Below are 16467 nucleotides of genomic sequence, written 5' to 3'. Positions count from 1 at the left end.
TGCGGCCTGCATCCTTCCCGTCAGCGTCGCCACTCCCCCTCGCCCCGCCAGGAGATCCGCCGCCTTGGATGCCGTCTCGATCAATACCTATTTCCTGGTCGGCGCGGTGCTGGTGGGCATGAGCATCCTGGTCAGTTCGCTGTCCTCGCGCCTGGGCATCCCGATCCTGGTCATCTTCCTCGCCGTGGGCATGGTCGCCGGCACCGACGGCCCCGGCGGCATCGGCTTCTCCAACTACCCCATGGCCTACCTGGTGGGCAACCTGGCGCTGGCGGTGATCCTCCTCGACGGCGGCCTGCGCACCCGCGTGGCGAGCTTCCGCGTGGCGCTCTGGCCGGCCTTGTCGCTGGCCACGGTGGGCGTGCTGATCACCGCCGGGCTCACCGGCCTGGCCGCCGCCTGGCTGTTCAAGCTGAGCTGGATGGAAGGCCTGCTGATCGGCGCCATCGTCGGCTCCACCGACGCCGCGGCGGTATTCTCCCTGCTCGGCGGCAAGGGCCTCAACGAGCGGGTCACCGCCAGCCTGGAAATCGAGTCGGGCAGCAACGACCCCATGGCGGTGTTCCTCACCGTCACCCTGATCGACATGCTCGCCCACGGCCAGAGCGAGATGAGCTGGAGCTTCCTGGCCCACTTCCTGCGCGAGTTCGGCATCGGCGCCGTGCTCGGCCTGGGCGGCGGCTGGCTGCTGCTGCAGATGATCAACCGCATGCAGCTGGCCAGCGGCCTCTACCCGCTGCTGGCGATCAGCGGCGGCCTGCTGATCTTCGCCCTGTCCAACGCCGTGCACGGCAGCGGCATCCTGGCCATCTACCTGTGCGGCCTGGTGCTGGGCAACCAGCCGATCCGCTCGCGCCACGGCATCCTGCACATGCTCGACGGCATGGCCTGGCTGGCGCAGATCGGCATGTTCCTGGTCCTCGGCCTGCTGGTCACGCCCCACGACCTCTGGCCCATCGCCCTGCCGGCCCTGGGCCTGGCGCTGTGGATGATCCTCTTCGCCCGGCCGCTGTCGGTGCTGGTGGGCCTGGCGCCGTTCCGCGCCTTCCATGGCCGCGAGAAGGTGTTCATCGCCTGGGTCGGCCTGCGCGGCGCGGTGCCGATCATCCTCGCGGTGTTCCCGCTGATGGCCGGGCTGCCCAACGCCCAGCTGTTCTTCAACGTGGCCTTCTTCATCGTGCTGATCTCGCTGCTGGTGCAGGGCACCAGCCTGCCCTGGGCCGCCAAGCTATTGCGCGTGGTGGTGCCGCCGGACCCGGCGCCGATCTCCCGCGCCGGCCTGGAAGTGCACCCGACCAGCGAGTGGGAGCTGTTCGTCTACCACCTGAGCAAGGAAAAGTGGTGCATAGGCGCGGCCCTGCGCGAGCTGAAGATGCCCGAGGGCACCCGCATCGCCGCGCTGTTCCGCGGCACCCAGCTGCTGCACCCCTCCGGCAGTACCATCCTCGAGGCCGACGACATCCTCTGCGTGATCGGCCACGAGCACGACCTGCCGGCCCTCGGCAAGCTGTTCAGCCAGGCCCCGGACCGCGGCCTGGGCGCGCGCTTCTTCGGCGACTTCGTGCTCGAAGGCGACGCCCAGCTCTCGGCGGTGGCCTCGCTCTACGGCCTCAAGCTCGACGGCGTCGACGGCGAGCAGAACCTCGGCCGCTTCATCGCCCAGCAGATCGGCGGCCAGGCGATCATCGGCGACCAGGTGGAGTGGAACGGCCTGACCTGGACCGTGGCCGCCCTGGACGGGAACAAGATCCGCAAGGTGGGGGTCAAATTCCCCGAAGGTCGCCCGGGCCCCGGGCTGTTCCTCTAAGCCCCGCGAACGACTGGCGGCGCCACCCCGCTCTTGCTGGCGCCGCCGGGCACACCTACCCTCACTGCAACTTATCGATAGCCGCCCGCGACCATGCCATTCCCGCTGCGAAACCTGCTCGCCGCCGCCCTGCTCGGCGGCTGCCTCGCCGTGCTACCCGTGCACGCCGAGAACACCAACCAGCCGCCGTCCGCCGAAGCCGTCCAGCAGAGCCTCGACGGCCTGGCCGAGCGCAAGCTCGCCGACGCCGATGCCAAGGTCACCAAGGCCAGCCTCGAGCGCACCCTGAAGCTGCTCGACGCCCGAGACGACAGCGAGAAGCAGCTGGGCGAGCTGAAGGCCAGCCTGGCCGACGCCCCCCGGCAGATACTGGAGAACCAGCGCGCCCTGGCGCGCCTGAAGGGCAGCGGCGAGAAGCCGGCGGCCCAGCGCTACGCCGGGGAGAACGTCAGCCGCCTGGAGATGCTGCTCAACGACCGCTCCACCCAGCTGGCCGACTGGCAGAAGCAGCTGACCGAGGCGAAGAGCCAGTACATCACCGCGCAGACCCGCCCGGAACGCGCCCAGTCCGACATCAGCAACGCCCAGGCGCGCCTGCTGGAGATCGGCAACATCCTCAAGGTCGGCAAGGAGACCGGCAAGGCGCTGGCCCCCGAGCGGCGCAACGAGCTGCTCGCCGAGCAGGTCGCGCTCAACGCGCAGATCCAGCTGCTGCGCCAGCAACTGGCCGGCAACAACCTGCTGCAGGACCTGGCCAGCAGCCAGCAGGACCTGCTGGGCGAGCAGGTCGCCCGCGCCGAGCGCGAGACCCTCGAACTGCAGACCATGATCAGCGGCATGCGCCGCGAGCAGTCGGAGAAGACCGTCGCCGAACTGGCCCGCGACGGCACCCAGGGCGCCGGCAGCGACAGCCTGCTGAGCCAGGAGAACGCCGAGAACCTGCGCCTGTCCGACTACCTGCTGCGCACCACCGACCGCCTCAACGAGCTGACGCGGCGCAACCTCGAGGCCAAGCAGCACCTGGACAGCCTGACCCAGCTGGACCAGACCCTCGACCAGCAGATCAACGTGCTGCGCGGCAGCCTGCTGCTGTCCAAGGTGCTCTACCAGCAGAAGCAGTCGCTGCCGAAGATCAAGACCGACCAGGAACTGGCCGACGAGATCGCCGACCTGCGCCTGTACCAGTTCGAGCTGAACCAGAAGCGCGACGAACTGGCCAACCCGCAGCAGTACATCGACGACCTGCTCGCCCAGCAGCCCCAGGAAGCCGTGACTCCGCAGCTGCGCAAGGATCTGTCCACCCTGGCGGACACCCGCAGCGAGCTGATGGAGCGCCTCAACCACGAGCTCAACGCCGTGCTCAACGAGGCCATCACCCTGCAGCTGAACCAGAAGCAGCTCAAGGACACCAGCGACAACCTGCGCGCCACCCTCGACGAGCAGATGTTCTGGATTCCCAGCAACCGCCCGCTGGACCTGTCCTGGTTCAAGATGACCCCGACGCTGCTGCAGCACCAGCTCTCCGAGGTGCCCTGGGGCTCGGCGGTGGTCGAGGTGGGCGAGGGCCTGATCGACCGCCCGCTGCTGTTCCTGCCGCTGTTGCTGCTGATCGCCGGGCTGCTGTGGAAACGCCGCTACCTCTACGACAAGCTCGCCTCGATCAACGACGACATCGGCCACTTCAAGCGCGACAGCCAGGCGCACACGCCGCTGGCCCTGCTGCTGGCGCTGCTGCTGGCGCTGCCCGGCACCCTGACTCTGGCCATCGCCGGCCTGGCCCTGATGCTCGACGCCCGCGGGCAGAACGCCACCCTGGGCGCCGCGCTGCTGCAGATGGCCGAGGTCTGGCTGGTGTTCTACGCCGCGCACCGCATCCTCAGCCCCGGCGGCATCGCCGAGCGGCACTTCCACTGGAGCCAGGCCCAGGTGCGCTTCAGCAGCAAGCTGATCCGCCGCCTCGGCGTGGTGGTCATGGCCCTGGCCGCGGTGGTCACGGTGGCCGAGCGCCAACCCGGCAGCCTGGCCGACGACGTCATCGGCATCGCCGTGGTGCTCAGCGGCTTCGCGGTGATGACCTGGCTGATGGCGCGCATGCTCTTCGCCAGCCCCAGCACCAGCCGGCCGTCGGTGGTGAAGATGGTGGTCGGCGTGCTCTTCACCGCGCTGCCGGTGATGCTCTTCGTCGCCGTGTGCTTCGGCTACTACTACACAGCCCTGCGCCTGAGCGACCGACTGATCGACACCCTGTTCCTGCTCATGGTCTGGGTGGTGATCGAGGCCACCTTCGTCCGCGGCCTCAGCGTTGCGGCGCGGCGCCTGGCCTACCAGCGCGCCCAGGCCAAGCGGCAGAACCCGCCGAAGGAAGGCGCCGACGGCAACGAGACCGCGGAAGAGCCGACCCTGGGCATCGAGCAGATCAACGAGCAGTCCCTGCGCCTGATCCGCCTGGGCCTGCTGATCGGCTTCGTGGTGGCGCTGTACTGGGTCTGGGCCGACCTGATCAGCGTCGCCGCCTACCTGGACAACGTCACCCTCTACCAGTACACCGGCGGCAGCGGCGACAGCGCCACCAGCCTGCCGATCAGCCTCGGCGACGTGCTCATGGCGCTGGTCATCGCCGCGGTGACCGTGGCCCTGGCGCGCAACCTGCCGGGCCTGCTGGAAGTGCTGGTGCTGCAGCGCCTGACCCTGGCCCAGGGCAGCGCCTACGCCATCACCACCCTGCTGTCCTACGCCATCAGCGGCGTCGGCATCGTCAGCGCGCTGTCCACCCTGGGCGTCAGCTGGGACAAGCTGCAGTGGCTGGTGGCCGCCCTCTCGGTGGGCCTGGGCTTCGGCCTGCAGGCGATCTTCTCCAACTTCGTCTCCGGCCTGATCATCCTCTTCGAGCGCCCGGTGCGCATCGGCGACACCGTGACCATCGGCAACCTGTCCGGCACCGTCAGCCGCATCCGCATCCGCGCCACCACCATCACCGACTTCGACCGCAAGGAAATCATCGTCCCCAACCAGACCTTCATCACCGGGCAGCTGATCAACTGGTCGCTGAGCGACACCGTGACCCGCGTGACCATCAAGATCGGCCTGGCCTACGAGAGCGACCTGGCCCTGGCGCGCAAGCTCATGCTCGAAGCCGCGCGCGCCAACCCACGGGTACTCAACGACCCGGCGCCATCGCTGTACTTCCTGGCCATCAGCGCCAGCACCTTCGACTACGAGCTGCGCTTCCACGTGCGCGAACTGGGCGACCGCAACCCGGCGGTGGACGAACTGCTCACCGCCATCGCCCTGAGCTTCCGCGAGCACGGCGTGGACATGGCCTTCAACCAGCTGGACGTGTTCGTCAAGAACGGCGAGGGCAAGGAAATCCACCTGGCGCAGAACGTCACCCAGCTGCCCCTGGCGCTGCCCGGCGCGCCGCTGAAGGACCAGGACCCGCCACTGCCGCCCGGCAGCAAGCCCTGAGTCTGGACGGCTCCGAACAAGTCCGAGCACAATGCTCGGACTTACCGGAGCCCGCCTGTGACCGTGAAACAGCTCGACGAACTGACCTTCGACAACCGCTTCGCCCGCCTGGGCGACGCCTTCTCCACCGAAGTCCTGCCCGACCCCATCGCCGAGCCGCGCCTGGTGGTGGCCAGCCCCGCCGCGATGGCGCTGCTCGACCTCGACCCGGCGGTGGCCGGGGAACCGGTATTCGCCGAAATCTTCTCCGGGCACAAGCTCTGGTCCGAGGCCGAGCCGCGGGCGATGGTCTACTCCGGCCACCAGTTCGGCGCCTACAACCCGCGTCTGGGCGACGGCCGCGGCCTGCTGCTGGGCGAGGTGGTCAACGACGCCGGCCAGCACTGGGACCTGCACCTCAAAGGCGCCGGGCAGACGCCCTACTCGCGCATGGGCGACGGCCGCGCGGTACTGCGCAGCTCGATCCGCGAATTCCTCGCCAGCGAATACCTGCACGCCCTGGGCATCCCCAGCAGCCGCGCGCTTTGCGTCACCGGCTCGGACACCCCGGTGTGGCGCGAGACCAGGGAAAGCGCCGCCATGCTGCTGCGCCTGGCGCCCAGCCACGTGCGCTTCGGCCACTTCGAGTACTTCTACTACACCCAGCAGCACGACAAGCTGAAGGAACTGGGCGACTTCGTCCTGGCCAACCACTTCCCCGAGTGCCTGGAGCAGCCGCAGCCCTACGCCGCGTTCTTCCGCGCAGTGGTGGAAAGCAACGCCGAACTGATCGCCCACTGGCAGGCCTACGGCTTCTGCCACGGGGTGATGAACACCGACAACATGTCGATCCTCGGCATCACCTTCGACTACGGCCCCTACGCCTTCCTCGACGACTTCGACGCCAAGCACATCTGCAACCACTCCGACGACGCCGGGCGCTACAGCTTCAACAACCAGGTGCCCATTGCCCACTGGAACCTGGCGGCCCTGGCCCAGGCGCTGACGCCCTTCGTCGAGGTGGACGAACTGCGCGAAGCCCTCGGCCTGTTCCTGCCGCTGTACCAGGCCCACTACCTGGACCTGATGCGCCGCCGCCTGGGCTTCACCACCGCGGAGGACGGCGACCTGGACCTGGTGCAGCGCCTGCTGCAGGCCATGCAGAGCGGCGCGGTGGACTACAGCCTGTTCTTCCGCCGCCTCGGCGAGCAGGCGCCGGAACAGGCGCTGGCGCAGGTACGCGAAGACTTCGTCGACCTCGCCGGCTTCGACGCCTGGGCCGCCGACTACCGCGCCCGCGCCGAACGCGAAGGCGGCAGCCAGGACGAGCGCCGCGCCCGCATGCACGCGGTGAACCCGCTGTACGTGCTGCGCAACTACCTGGCCCAGGAAGCCATCAGCGCCGCCGAGCAGGGCGACTACTCAGTGGTGCGCGAGCTGCACGAGACCCTCAGCAAGCCCTTCGAAGAACAGCCCGGGCGCGAAGCCTTCACCCGCCGCCCGCCGGACTGGGGCCGGCACCTGGAGATCAGTTGCTCCTCCTGAGGCGAGGAAAATTTATCAGCAACCGACCAGTCGAATTCCTCCAGGGTTTTCAGAAACCCCCTGCACCAGCCATTTGGCATCCAACTTCCTAATAGGCACTTCATGCCTAGCCAGGAAGCCCTGCCATGTTCGCTCCCGCCAACCAACCGAACTTCGGCCTGAGCATCGAAGGGGTCCAGCATGACCTCCAGGTGCTCGCCTTCACGGGCCACGAGGCCATTGGCGAGCCCTACCGCTTCGACATCGAACTGGTCAGCGAACGCGCCAACCTCGACCTCGAGGGCCTGCTGCACAAACCTGCCTTCCTCAGCCTCTCACCGCACGGCGCCGGCATCCACGGCCAGATCCAGCAGGTCAGCCAGGGCGATTCCAACAAACGTCTGACCCGCTACCGGGTCAACCTGGTGCCGCGCCTGGCCTACCTGGCATTACGCATCAACCAGCGCATTTTCCAGCACCTCACGGCCCCGCAGATCATCGCCAGGGTGCTCGAGGAACATGGCATCCTCGCCGACGCCTACTGCTTCAGGCTCGGCCCGAGGGCCTATCCGGAACTGGAATACTGCACACAGTACGGCGAGACCGATCTGGGCTTCGTCCAACGCATTGCTTCCGAACATGGCCTCCATTTGCATTTCGAGCACCGTCGCGACGGCCATCTGCTGATATTCGGCGATGACCAGACCGCCTTTGCACGCCTGGATCAGCCGATCGCCTACGTTCCCGACAGTGGCATGCTCGCCGACGCGCAAGTCGTCAAAAGGTTCTCCGTACGCATAGCCGCCCGCACTTCGCGCGTCACCCGTCGCGACTACAACTTCGAAAAGCCCAGATTGCTGCTGGAAGCAACCAGCAGACCACAACAGGAGGAGCCGCAGCCCGACCTGGAGGACTACGACTACCCCGGCCGCTTCGCCGACCGCGAGCGCGGCACGCTGGTCAGCCAGCACGCCCTGCAGCGCCACCGCGCCGATTACCGTCTGGCCGAAGGCCACAGCGATCAGCTCGCCCTGCGCAGTGGCCATTTCCTGATGCTCACCGAACACCCGCGCGAAGAGTGGAACGATCTCTGGCTGCTCACCGGGGTTCACCACGAAGGCAAGCAGCCCCAGGTGCTCGAGGAGTTCATCGGCGGTGACCAACAGCACGACGAAGCCGGCTTTCACCAAGGCTACCGCAACCACTTCACCGCCATTCCCTGGGATGTCTTCTACCGCCCGCCACTGGATCACCCGAGGCCCCGTGTGCTCGGCAGCCAGAGCGCCGTGGTCACCGGGCCTCCCGGCGAAGAGATTCACTGCGACAGGCACGGCCGGGTACGAGTCCAGTTCTTCTGGGACCGCGAGGGCCGGAACGACGACCACAGCAGTTGCTGGGTGCGCGTGGCCAGCGGCTGGGCCGGCAACGGCCATGGCGCCATCTCCGTTCCCCGGGTCGGCATGGAGGTACTGGTCTCCTATTTCGAAGGCGACCCGGACCAACCCCTGGTGACCGGCTGTCTGTACAACGCCGAAAGCCGCCCACCCTACCTTCTGCCCGAACACAAGACCCGCAGCGTATTCAAGAGCCTCAGCTCACCCGGCGGAGGCGGTGCCAACGAACTGCGCATAGAAGACCGCAAGGGCCAGGAACAGATCTACCTGCACGCCCAGCGTGACCTCGAGTGCCAGGTGCGCAACGATGACCGCCTGCAGGTCGGCGGCCAGCGCAGCGAATCGATCCGGGGCAACAGCGTGCACGTCCTCGAAGGCGAGGAACAGCGCAGCGTAAGCCTGGCGCGCAAGACCTGGCTCGGCGCCGACGATCACCTGAGCGTTGCCGGCAGCGTCCACACTCGCGCAGGCCAGGTGATCAGCGTGGGCGCCGGTCAGGAAGTGCACCTGAGCGCCGGTGCCCATGTAGTGCTGGATGCCGGCGCAAGCCTGACGCTCAGCGCTGCCGGCCAGCACATCGTGCTCAGGCCGGGCGGCATCTTCAGCAGCACGCCGATCCAACTCGGCGGCGCGCCCGTGGCCGGCACGCCGGCCATGCCCCTGCCGCCGGGCACCCTGGAACCACTCGCGGCGCCGCCGATGCCCCCGGCGCCTCCAGCGATCAGCCTCGGCCAGGCCATCCCGATGAACGCCGCCAGGCAATGGGGCAGCGACTACTGCCCCCTCTGCGAAGCCTGCCGGGAAGGTTTCTGCGAAACGGGAGCCCCGGCATGAGCCCGCTCGAACACTGGCTGCGCGAGCAGTCGCGAATGCACCGCCAGCTCTACCTGGTGCTCGATGCCGACGGCAACACCGAAGCCCTGCAGGCCTTACTCAACAGCCCTCCAGCCGCGCCCCATGTCAGCCTCTACGCCGGCACCGAGGCGGCACCGCTGGCCGCGCGAGGCCCCTTCGTCATGCAGTTGGCCAACCGTGCAACACCTGCGCTCGCCACCCTGCTCGCCCATCCCGAACGCCATTGGGGCTGGCTGGCCAGCGCCGAGGGCGATGCCCTGGCGGCGCTGGCCCGGCACTGGCGCGCCCGCATGCTCGTTGGCCAGTCGCCACAGCGCACCCTGTACCGCTTCCACGACAACCGGGTCATTGCCCGGGCCCTGGCCCACCTGCCGGAAGAGGGCCTACCCGCCTACCTGGGCCCGGCCGCCAGCCTTTGCTACTGGAGCGAAGAAGCCAGGCAATGGCTGGCCCGTGACAACCCCATGCCCGGCGAGCACCCACTGCCCGAGACTCCAGCCTGGCTTGCCGCCCCGCAGGACGAAACCACCGCCAGCGCGATGCTTCACCACAACCTGCGCTTCTACCTGCTCGCCCGGCATACCGCGGCCTGCGCGCGGCTGGCCGAACGGTGCGACTTCGACGCCTGGCTCACCGAGCAATTGCGCCAGGCGCGGGAATGGCGATGGACGACGCCGGAGCAACTGCGTTTCTGGCTGCTGGAACGGCTAGAGAACGACGACATGCCCATTCCTGAGGCCTGGCAGCCCCGTCCCGGCGAGACGCCCAGCGCCCATTACGAACGGCTGGGCTACGCGATGAGCGCACAGTCGAAGCAGCTTCCCCCCTCCTATCCGGATACCGCCGAATGATCGCTGCCGCAGTTGCAACCCAGTTCTCTGAAGGCCCCCGCCCCGAATGCAGATCGCCACTGCCACACCTGCTGCTCGCCGCCAGCTTGCTCCTGGGCGGCTGCGCCAGCGGCGCCGGCGACAGCTTCACCCTGCAGGCCGACCTGCCGGCGAACTTCAAGTTCACCGGCGACGCCTACTACGTGCCGGCACCCGGCGAAACCTGCAGCGTCCCCGAGCGCATCGGCGGCCGCAGGCCCGACCGCAAGTTCTTCGAGAGCGACTACGAGGCAGCCGCCCACCGCGTGGAATTCCAGGTGCCGCTGCGCGACAAGGTGCGCGGCTGCCCGCTGGTGCTGCGCAGCATGCGGATCGAACTCGATGCGAAATGGACTGACCGCAAGTTCGGTCGTAACTGGCGAGACACAGGGGGAGACGTCGCCAGCCTGTCGTTCCGCGACGCGCTACCAGCCAACTACCCCGGCATGCCCGCCTCCGGCCTGCGCGCAGTCGAAGGCCAGTGCCATTGGATGTTCCGCACCGTGGGACCGCAGCGCTACATCATCAAGCTGCTGAAGTGCCAGGCACTGGAAGACGGCCAGGTGCAGAAATGGAAACCCGGCGCCGTCCTGCAGCGCGACCAGTTGCCCGGCAAGACCGTGCGGCTGGTGATCGGGATGTCGGAGGAGGAAGAGCCCTACTACCGAGGCTGGTGGCTCCGGACACCCGAAGGCTGGCGCCCCTGTACCGGTCGCTGGGGAACCAAGAATGAAGAGCGCTGTACGGAGCCACCGCAGTTCACCGATTTCAAACTGCCCGATGGCCGCACCTGCACTGTCTACCCCACCTGCACCGAACAGGAGTCCCGGCCATGACGCTACACAAGCTCCCCCCCGTGCTGTTCGCCAGCCTGTTTCTCGGCGGCTGCGCCAGCGGCGCCGGCGACAGCTTCACCCTGCAGGCCGACCTGCCGGCGAACTTCAAGTTCACCGGCGACGCCTACTATGTGCCGGCACCCGGTGAAACCTGCAGCGTTCCCGAGCGCATCGGCGGTCGCAGGCCCGACCGCAAGTTCTTCGAGAGCGACTACGAGGCTGCCGCCCACCGCGTGGAATTCCAGGTGCCGCTGCGCGACAAGGTGCGCGGCTGTCCGCTGGTGCTGCGCAGCATGCGGGTCGAGTTGCGGGGTAAATGGCGACTTAATGCTCCGCTTACAGAAAGCAGTTCCTCCTCCGACACTGCCAGCCTGTCGTTTCGCGACGCGCTACCAGCCAACTACCCCGGCATGCCCGCCTCCGGCGTGCGCGCGGTCGAAGGCCAGTGCCATTGGATGTTCCGCACCGTGGGGCCGCAGCGCTACATCATCAAGCTGCTGAAGTGCCAGGCACTGGAAGACGGCCAGCTGCAGAAATGGAAACCCGGCGCAGTCCTGCAGCACGACCAGTTGCCCGGCAGGACCGTGCGGCTGGCGATCGGGATGTCGGAGGAGGAAGAGCCCTACTACCGAGGCTGGTGGCTCCGGACACCCGAAGGCTGGCGCCCCTGTACCGGTCGCTGGGGAACCAAGAATGAAGAGCGCTGTACGGAGCCACCGCAGTTCACCGATTTCAAACTGCCCGATGGCCGCACCTGCACTGTCTACCCCACCTGCACCGAACAGGAGTCCCGGCCATGACGCTGCACAAGTTCACTCCCGTGCTGTTCGCCAGCCTGTTTCTCGGCGGCTGCGCCAGCGGCGCCGGCGACAGCTTCACCCTGCAGGCCGACCTGCCGGCGAACTTCAAGTTCACCGGCGACGCCTACTACGTGCCAGCGCCCGGCGAAACCTGCAGCGTTCCCGAGCGCATCGGCGGTCGTAGGCCCGACCGCAAGTTCTTCGAGAGCGACTACGAAGCAGCCGCCCACCGCGTGGAATTCCAGGTGCCGCTGCGCGACAAGGTGCGCGGCTGCCCGCTGGTGCTGCGCAGCATGCGGGTCGAGTTGCGGGGCAAATGGCGACTTAATGCTCCGCTTACAGAAAGCAGTTCCTCCTCCGACACTGCCAGCCTGTCGTTTCGCGACGCGCTACCAGCCAACTACCCCGGCATGCCCGCCTCCGGCGTGCGCGCGGTCGAAGGCCAGTGCCATTGGATGTTCCGCACCGTGGGGCCGCAGCGCTACCTCATCAAGCTGCTGAAGTGCCAGGCACTGGAAGACGGCCAGTTACAGAAATGGAAGCCCGGCGCCGTCCTGCAGCGCGACCAGTTGCCCGGCAGGACCGTGCGGCTGGTGATCGGGATGTCGGAGCAGGAAGAGCCTGCATTTAGAAACTATTGGCTGAAGACACAAACAGGCTGGAAGCCCTGTGACAGTGGCTGGAATCGGGACATGGAAGAGCTTTGTGTGAAACCTCCGCGGTTCAAGGATTTCAAGCTACCTGACGGCCGCACCTGCACTGTCTACCCCACCTGCACAGAACAGGAGTCCCGGCCATGACGCTGCACAAATATTCCCCCATGGCGGAATGGGAAAGGCCGTTCTTCAGTGACAAGATGCCCGCCTGTCCGCTGCGTGGCGACGAGACCCGCTTCCAGTTGGTGGACGAATTCGGCGAAGGCGCCCCCTATGCCGGACTTCGCTATGAAGCCACCGATATGGTCGGACAGGTCTACAGTGGGCTGCTCGATGCCAATGGCTACGCCAAGGTGACGAATCATTTCTGTGGGGCGTTGGTGCTGAAATTGGATGTAAGTTATGGCGGTGCTGAAACCCTATACAACGACTTGGTAAACCGACCGCATTACCCCCTCCCCATCACCGAACTCCAGGTCCGCGCCGAACAGACCCGCTTCTTCCACCAGGATGCCGCCCGGCGCAAGAACAACCCGGCCAAGGCGACGGCCGACGAGTTCTACCAGGTCGAGGTGCGCGACCTGGTCAGGCATGGCGCCCACCTGCCACCGCCGGTGAGCGCGCACCACCCACTACCACAAAAACTGCTGGGCACGCTCAACAAGGGGCTCGCCGAGCCGCTGTACGGTGTGACCCTGCTACCCAACGGCCTCACGGTGCTGGAGGTGCGGCCCCTGCGCGCGCTGCGCCCGCTGCTGTCCACCGACAGCGCCTTCTGCGCGCTGAACCTCTACCAGTTGGCGCTGCTGGCGAGCCTGAGCTACACCGACTTCGGCCAGGAGCCGCCGAACCGTCCGGAGACCACGGTGAAGTTCCCCCACGACCCCAGCGTGGGCAACCTGATCGGCCAGCGCCTCGCCCAGGCCGAGGAAGCCTGGAAGGTGGATGCCAAGCAGGTCAAGCGCTACTACCCGCTGTACGAGGACGTGCCCTACTCGCAGCGCCTGGAGATCCTGCCCTTCGACCCCGCGCTGTACCCGCAGAACCACCCGGAGCGTGGCGAGGAACAGGAACACCCGGCGCGCCTGCATTTCTTCGACGATGCCAAGGGCGGTACCAATACCCAGGCCTATATCAGCCACCACGAGGAGGCGATCCTGATCGCCGTGCGCGGCACCGCGGAGGTGCTCGCCGATGGCTGGCGCGATGCCGATGCCTTGCAGGTGCCCTTCGAGGAAGGGGCGGGCAAGGCGCATCGCGGCTTCTACGAAGCCTATCGGGCGCTCAAGGACTTCATTCAGGAATATCTGGACCGGTTCTACAGCGGCCAGAAACTCATTATCTGCGGTCACAGCCTGGGTGGCGCCATCGCCTTGCTGCTGGCCGAGGCCCTGCGGCGCAACGAAATGCAGCAGTACGACATCGTGCTCTACACCTACGGCGCCCCGCGCGCCGGTGATGCCGAGTTCGTCGCCGGGGCCCAGTCCCTGACGCACTACCGCATGGTCAACTACAACGACCCGGTGCCCAGCGTGCCGGCCCCCTGGATGAATGGCCGGCGCTGGCTTTGGGGCACGGGCCTGCTCGGCCTGTTCGTCAACCCCGCGGTGGGCGCGCTGCTGACCGTCGTCGGGGTGGTCCGCGTCGGCGGGCAGCCCTACCGCCACCACGGCGACCTGCGCCATTTCACCCCGGTGGCGCTGGGCCAGGAAGAGCGCTCGGCGATTCTCTGGACGCCGGGCTGCGACACCCTCGACGAGGCCGGCTGCAGCAACGCCCTGCGCAAGCACGGCGACCACCCCGAGCGCGCCTCCTTCCTCGGGCAGCTCTTCAGCGCCGGCGACCACTCCATGGTGAACAGCTACGTTCCCCACTGCTGGGCCACCCTGCGCCGCTGGCAACAGGCCCAGGAAGCCGGACGCACGCTGGTGACCGAACGCGAGTACGACATTGTCTCCGAGCACCTGGAACAGGCACGGCAGCAGTTGCGCGAGGAACGCCGGCGACTCCACGAAGATCGCCATGGCCAGGGGCAGCAGAAGGAGTCCGCCATCGCCGCCCTGAGCGCGGAGATCGAGCGCCTGGAGCAGGCGCGGCAACGCCTGGCGACGCTGCGCTATCGCCACCCCTCGCCGGCCGACCTGTACGGTAGCCTGGCCACGTCGCCGAGCCTGGAAGCGGCGCGTACACGCTGGACGAACCACATGGAGAACCGCGTGCAGGAGCAGTTGGCGATGATTCCCGCATCGCCACTGGACGACTATCGCATGAGCGCGACCCGGGGCGTGCCCGATGTCGATACGCTTGGTTGAGCGGCCTTGGCAGAGGCGGGGAGGACTAGGGCCGGCACCTGGAGATCAGTTGCTCCTCCTGAGGCGGTTATAAGCTCAGGCGAAATCGTTCTGCCGCCGCCGGGCGGGCATTGCTCCGGGTCATTGACCGGCGCTGGCGGCCCTCGCATCCTCCAGGCTTTCTGCCCACCAAGGATGCTCGAACAATGAAACTGGAAACCCTGGCGATCCACGCCGGCTACAGCCCCGACCCGACCACCAAGGCAGTGGCCGTGCCGATCTACCAGACCACCTCCTACGCCTTCGACGACACCCAGCACGGCGCCGACCTGTTCGACCTGAAGGTGGCCGGCAACATCTACACGCGGATCATGAACCCCACCAACGACGTGCTGGAGCAGCGCGTCGCCGCCCTGGAAGGCGGCGTGGGCGCGCTGGCCGTGGCCTCGGGCATGGCCGCCATCACCTATGCCATCCAGACCGTCGCCGAGGCCGGCGACAACATCGTCTCGGTGGCCAAGCTCTACGGCGGCACCTACAACCTGCTGGCGCACACCCTGCCGCGCTTCGGCATCCAGACGCGCTTCGCCCCCCACGACGACGTGGCCGCGCTGGAAGCGCTGATCGACGAGCGCACCAAGGCGGTGTTCTGCGAGTCCATTGGCAACCCGGCAGGCAACATCGTCGACCTCCAGGCCCTGGCCGACGCCGCGCACCGCCATGGCGTGCCGCTGATCGTCGACAACACCGTGGCCACGCCCATCCTCTGTCGGCCCTTCGAGCACGGCGCGGACATCGTGGTGCACTCGCTGACCAAGTACATCGGCGGCCACGGCACCAGCATCGGCGGCATCGTGGTCGACTCCGGCAAGTTCCCCTGGGCGCAGCACAAGGAACGCTTCCCGCTGCTCAACACCCCGGATCCGTCCTACCACGGCGTGACCTACACAGAGGCCTTCGGCCCGGCCGCGTTCATCGGCCGCTGCCGCGTGGTGCCGCTGCGCAACACCGGCGCGGCGCTGTCGCCGTTCAACGCCTTCCTCATCCTCCAGGGCCTGGAGACCCTGGCCCTGCGCATGGAGCGCCACTGCGAGAACGCGCTGAAGGTCGCCCACTACCTGGAACAGCACCCACAGGTGGCCTGGGTGAAATACGCCGGCCTGCCGGAGCACCCCGAGCACGCCCTGGCCAAGCGCTACATGGACGGCAAGCCGGCCTCGATCCTGTCCTTCGGCATCCAGGGCGGCGCCGAGGCTGGCGCGCGCTTCATCGACGCGCTGAAGCTGGTGGTGCGCCTGGTCAACATCGGCGACGCCAAGTCCCTGGCCTGCCACCCGGCCAGCACCACCCATCGCCAGCTCAACGCCGAGGAACTGGCCCGCGCCGGGGTGAGCCAGGACATGGTGCGGCTGTCCATCGGCATCGAGCACAGCGACGACATCATCGCCGACCTCGAACAGGCCCTGGCCGCCGCCGCGGCTTGATATCCGCCGGGTGCGGCTCCAGATTGGGGGAATCCCCTTCCGGAGCCGCGCCATGACCGACCCCCTGCTGATTCCCTGCCCGCACTGCGGCGGGCTCAACCGCCTGCCGGCCGCGCGCCTGGGCGACCATCCGCGCTGCGGGCGCTGCAAGCACGAGGTGCTGCCGGGCAAGCCCTTCGCCGTCGACGAAGCCGGCTTCGCCGCCCAGCTCAAGGGCGACCTGCCGCTGCTGCTGGACGTCTGGGCCGACTGGTGTGGCCCATGCAAGGCCTTCGCGCCGACCTTCGAGCAAGCCGCCGCGCGGCTTTCCGGGCGCTGCCGCCTGGCCAAGCTGGACAGCGAAGCCAACCAGCGCCTGGCCGGGCAACTGGGCATCCGCTCCATCCCCAGCCTGATCCTCTTCAAGGACGGCCGCGAAGTGGCGCGCCAGAGCGGCGCCCTGCCGCTGCCGCAACTGCTCGACTGGCTGGCCCGCCAGGGCCTGTAAGGCGCCGTGACCGCTTCGGT

General features: G+C 67.7%; 11 protein-coding genes. All 11 read left to right on the top strand.

The window, feature by feature from the left end; all coding sequences use genetic code 11:
* Window positions 1-64 precede the first annotated feature (64 nt).
* The 11 genes from M8R19_RS18625 to trxC all read left to right on the top strand — a co-directional run bounded on the left by M8R19_RS18625 (window position 65) and on the right by trxC (window position 16447).
* A complete protein-coding gene (locus M8R19_RS18625) occupies window positions 65-1807 on the top strand; it encodes a potassium/proton antiporter (protein WP_074985560.1) in 1743 nt (580 codons plus the stop codon).
* 93 nt (window positions 1808-1900) lie between these two features.
* The gene (gene mscK / locus M8R19_RS18620; protein WP_249918557.1) at window positions 1901-5272 is read left to right on the top strand and encodes a mechanosensitive channel MscK; all 3372 of its coding nucleotides are present in this window, start codon (window positions 1901-1903) and stop codon (window positions 5270-5272) included.
* A gap of 63 nt (window positions 5273-5335) precedes the next feature.
* A complete protein-coding gene (gene selO / locus M8R19_RS18615; protein WP_249920195.1) occupies window positions 5336-6796 on the top strand; it encodes a protein adenylyltransferase SelO in 1461 nt (486 codons plus the stop codon).
* 125 nt (window positions 6797-6921) lie between these two features.
* Complete coding sequence (locus M8R19_RS18610) at window positions 6922-9003, top strand: type VI secretion system Vgr family protein (protein WP_249918556.1); 2082 nt, start codon at window positions 6922-6924, stop codon at window positions 9001-9003.
* Window positions 9000-9875 (top strand): DUF4123 domain-containing protein, encoded by an 876-nt coding sequence (locus M8R19_RS18605; RefSeq protein ID WP_249918555.1) that lies wholly within the window; start codon window positions 9000-9002, stop codon window positions 9873-9875. The genes M8R19_RS18610 and M8R19_RS18605 overlap by 4 nt, the downstream gene beginning before the upstream one ends.
* Window positions 9872-10729 (top strand): hypothetical protein, encoded by an 858-nt coding sequence (locus M8R19_RS18600; protein ID WP_249918554.1) that lies wholly within the window; start codon window positions 9872-9874, stop codon window positions 10727-10729. The genes M8R19_RS18605 and M8R19_RS18600 overlap by 4 nt, the downstream gene beginning before the upstream one ends.
* Window positions 10726-11529: a hypothetical protein gene (locus M8R19_RS18595; RefSeq protein ID WP_249918553.1), complete on the top strand. Its 804-nt coding sequence runs from the start codon at window positions 10726-10728 to the stop codon at window positions 11527-11529. Before M8R19_RS18600 ends, M8R19_RS18595 begins: the two co-directional genes overlap by 4 nt.
* On the top strand, window positions 11526-12329 hold the full coding sequence (locus M8R19_RS18590) for a hypothetical protein (RefSeq protein ID WP_249918552.1): 804 nt from the start codon (window positions 11526-11528) through the stop codon (window positions 12327-12329). The genes M8R19_RS18595 and M8R19_RS18590 overlap by 4 nt, the downstream gene beginning before the upstream one ends.
* Entirely contained in the window at window positions 12326-14497 is a 2172-nt protein-coding gene (locus M8R19_RS18585; protein WP_249918551.1) for a lipase family protein, read from the top strand. The genes M8R19_RS18590 and M8R19_RS18585 overlap by 4 nt, the downstream gene beginning before the upstream one ends.
* 185 nt (window positions 14498-14682) lie before the next feature.
* Entirely contained in the window at window positions 14683-15960 is a 1278-nt protein-coding gene (locus M8R19_RS18580; RefSeq protein WP_061562989.1) for a bifunctional O-acetylhomoserine aminocarboxypropyltransferase/cysteine synthase, read from the top strand.
* Between the two features lie 52 nt (window positions 15961-16012).
* Window positions 16013-16447, top strand: coding sequence for a thioredoxin TrxC (gene trxC, locus M8R19_RS18575; protein ID WP_058488157.1), 435 nt, complete (start codon window positions 16013-16015; stop codon window positions 16445-16447).
* The last annotated feature ends 20 nt before the right edge of the window (window positions 16448-16467 follow it).

The organism is Pseudomonas sp. R3.Fl (assembly GCF_023516765.1).
GTDB lineage: Bacteria > Pseudomonadota > Gammaproteobacteria > Pseudomonadales > Pseudomonadaceae > Pseudomonas > Pseudomonas citronellolis.
Note: the sequence above shows the minus strand (reverse complement) of the source record. Positions and strands in the feature narration are given on the sequence as shown.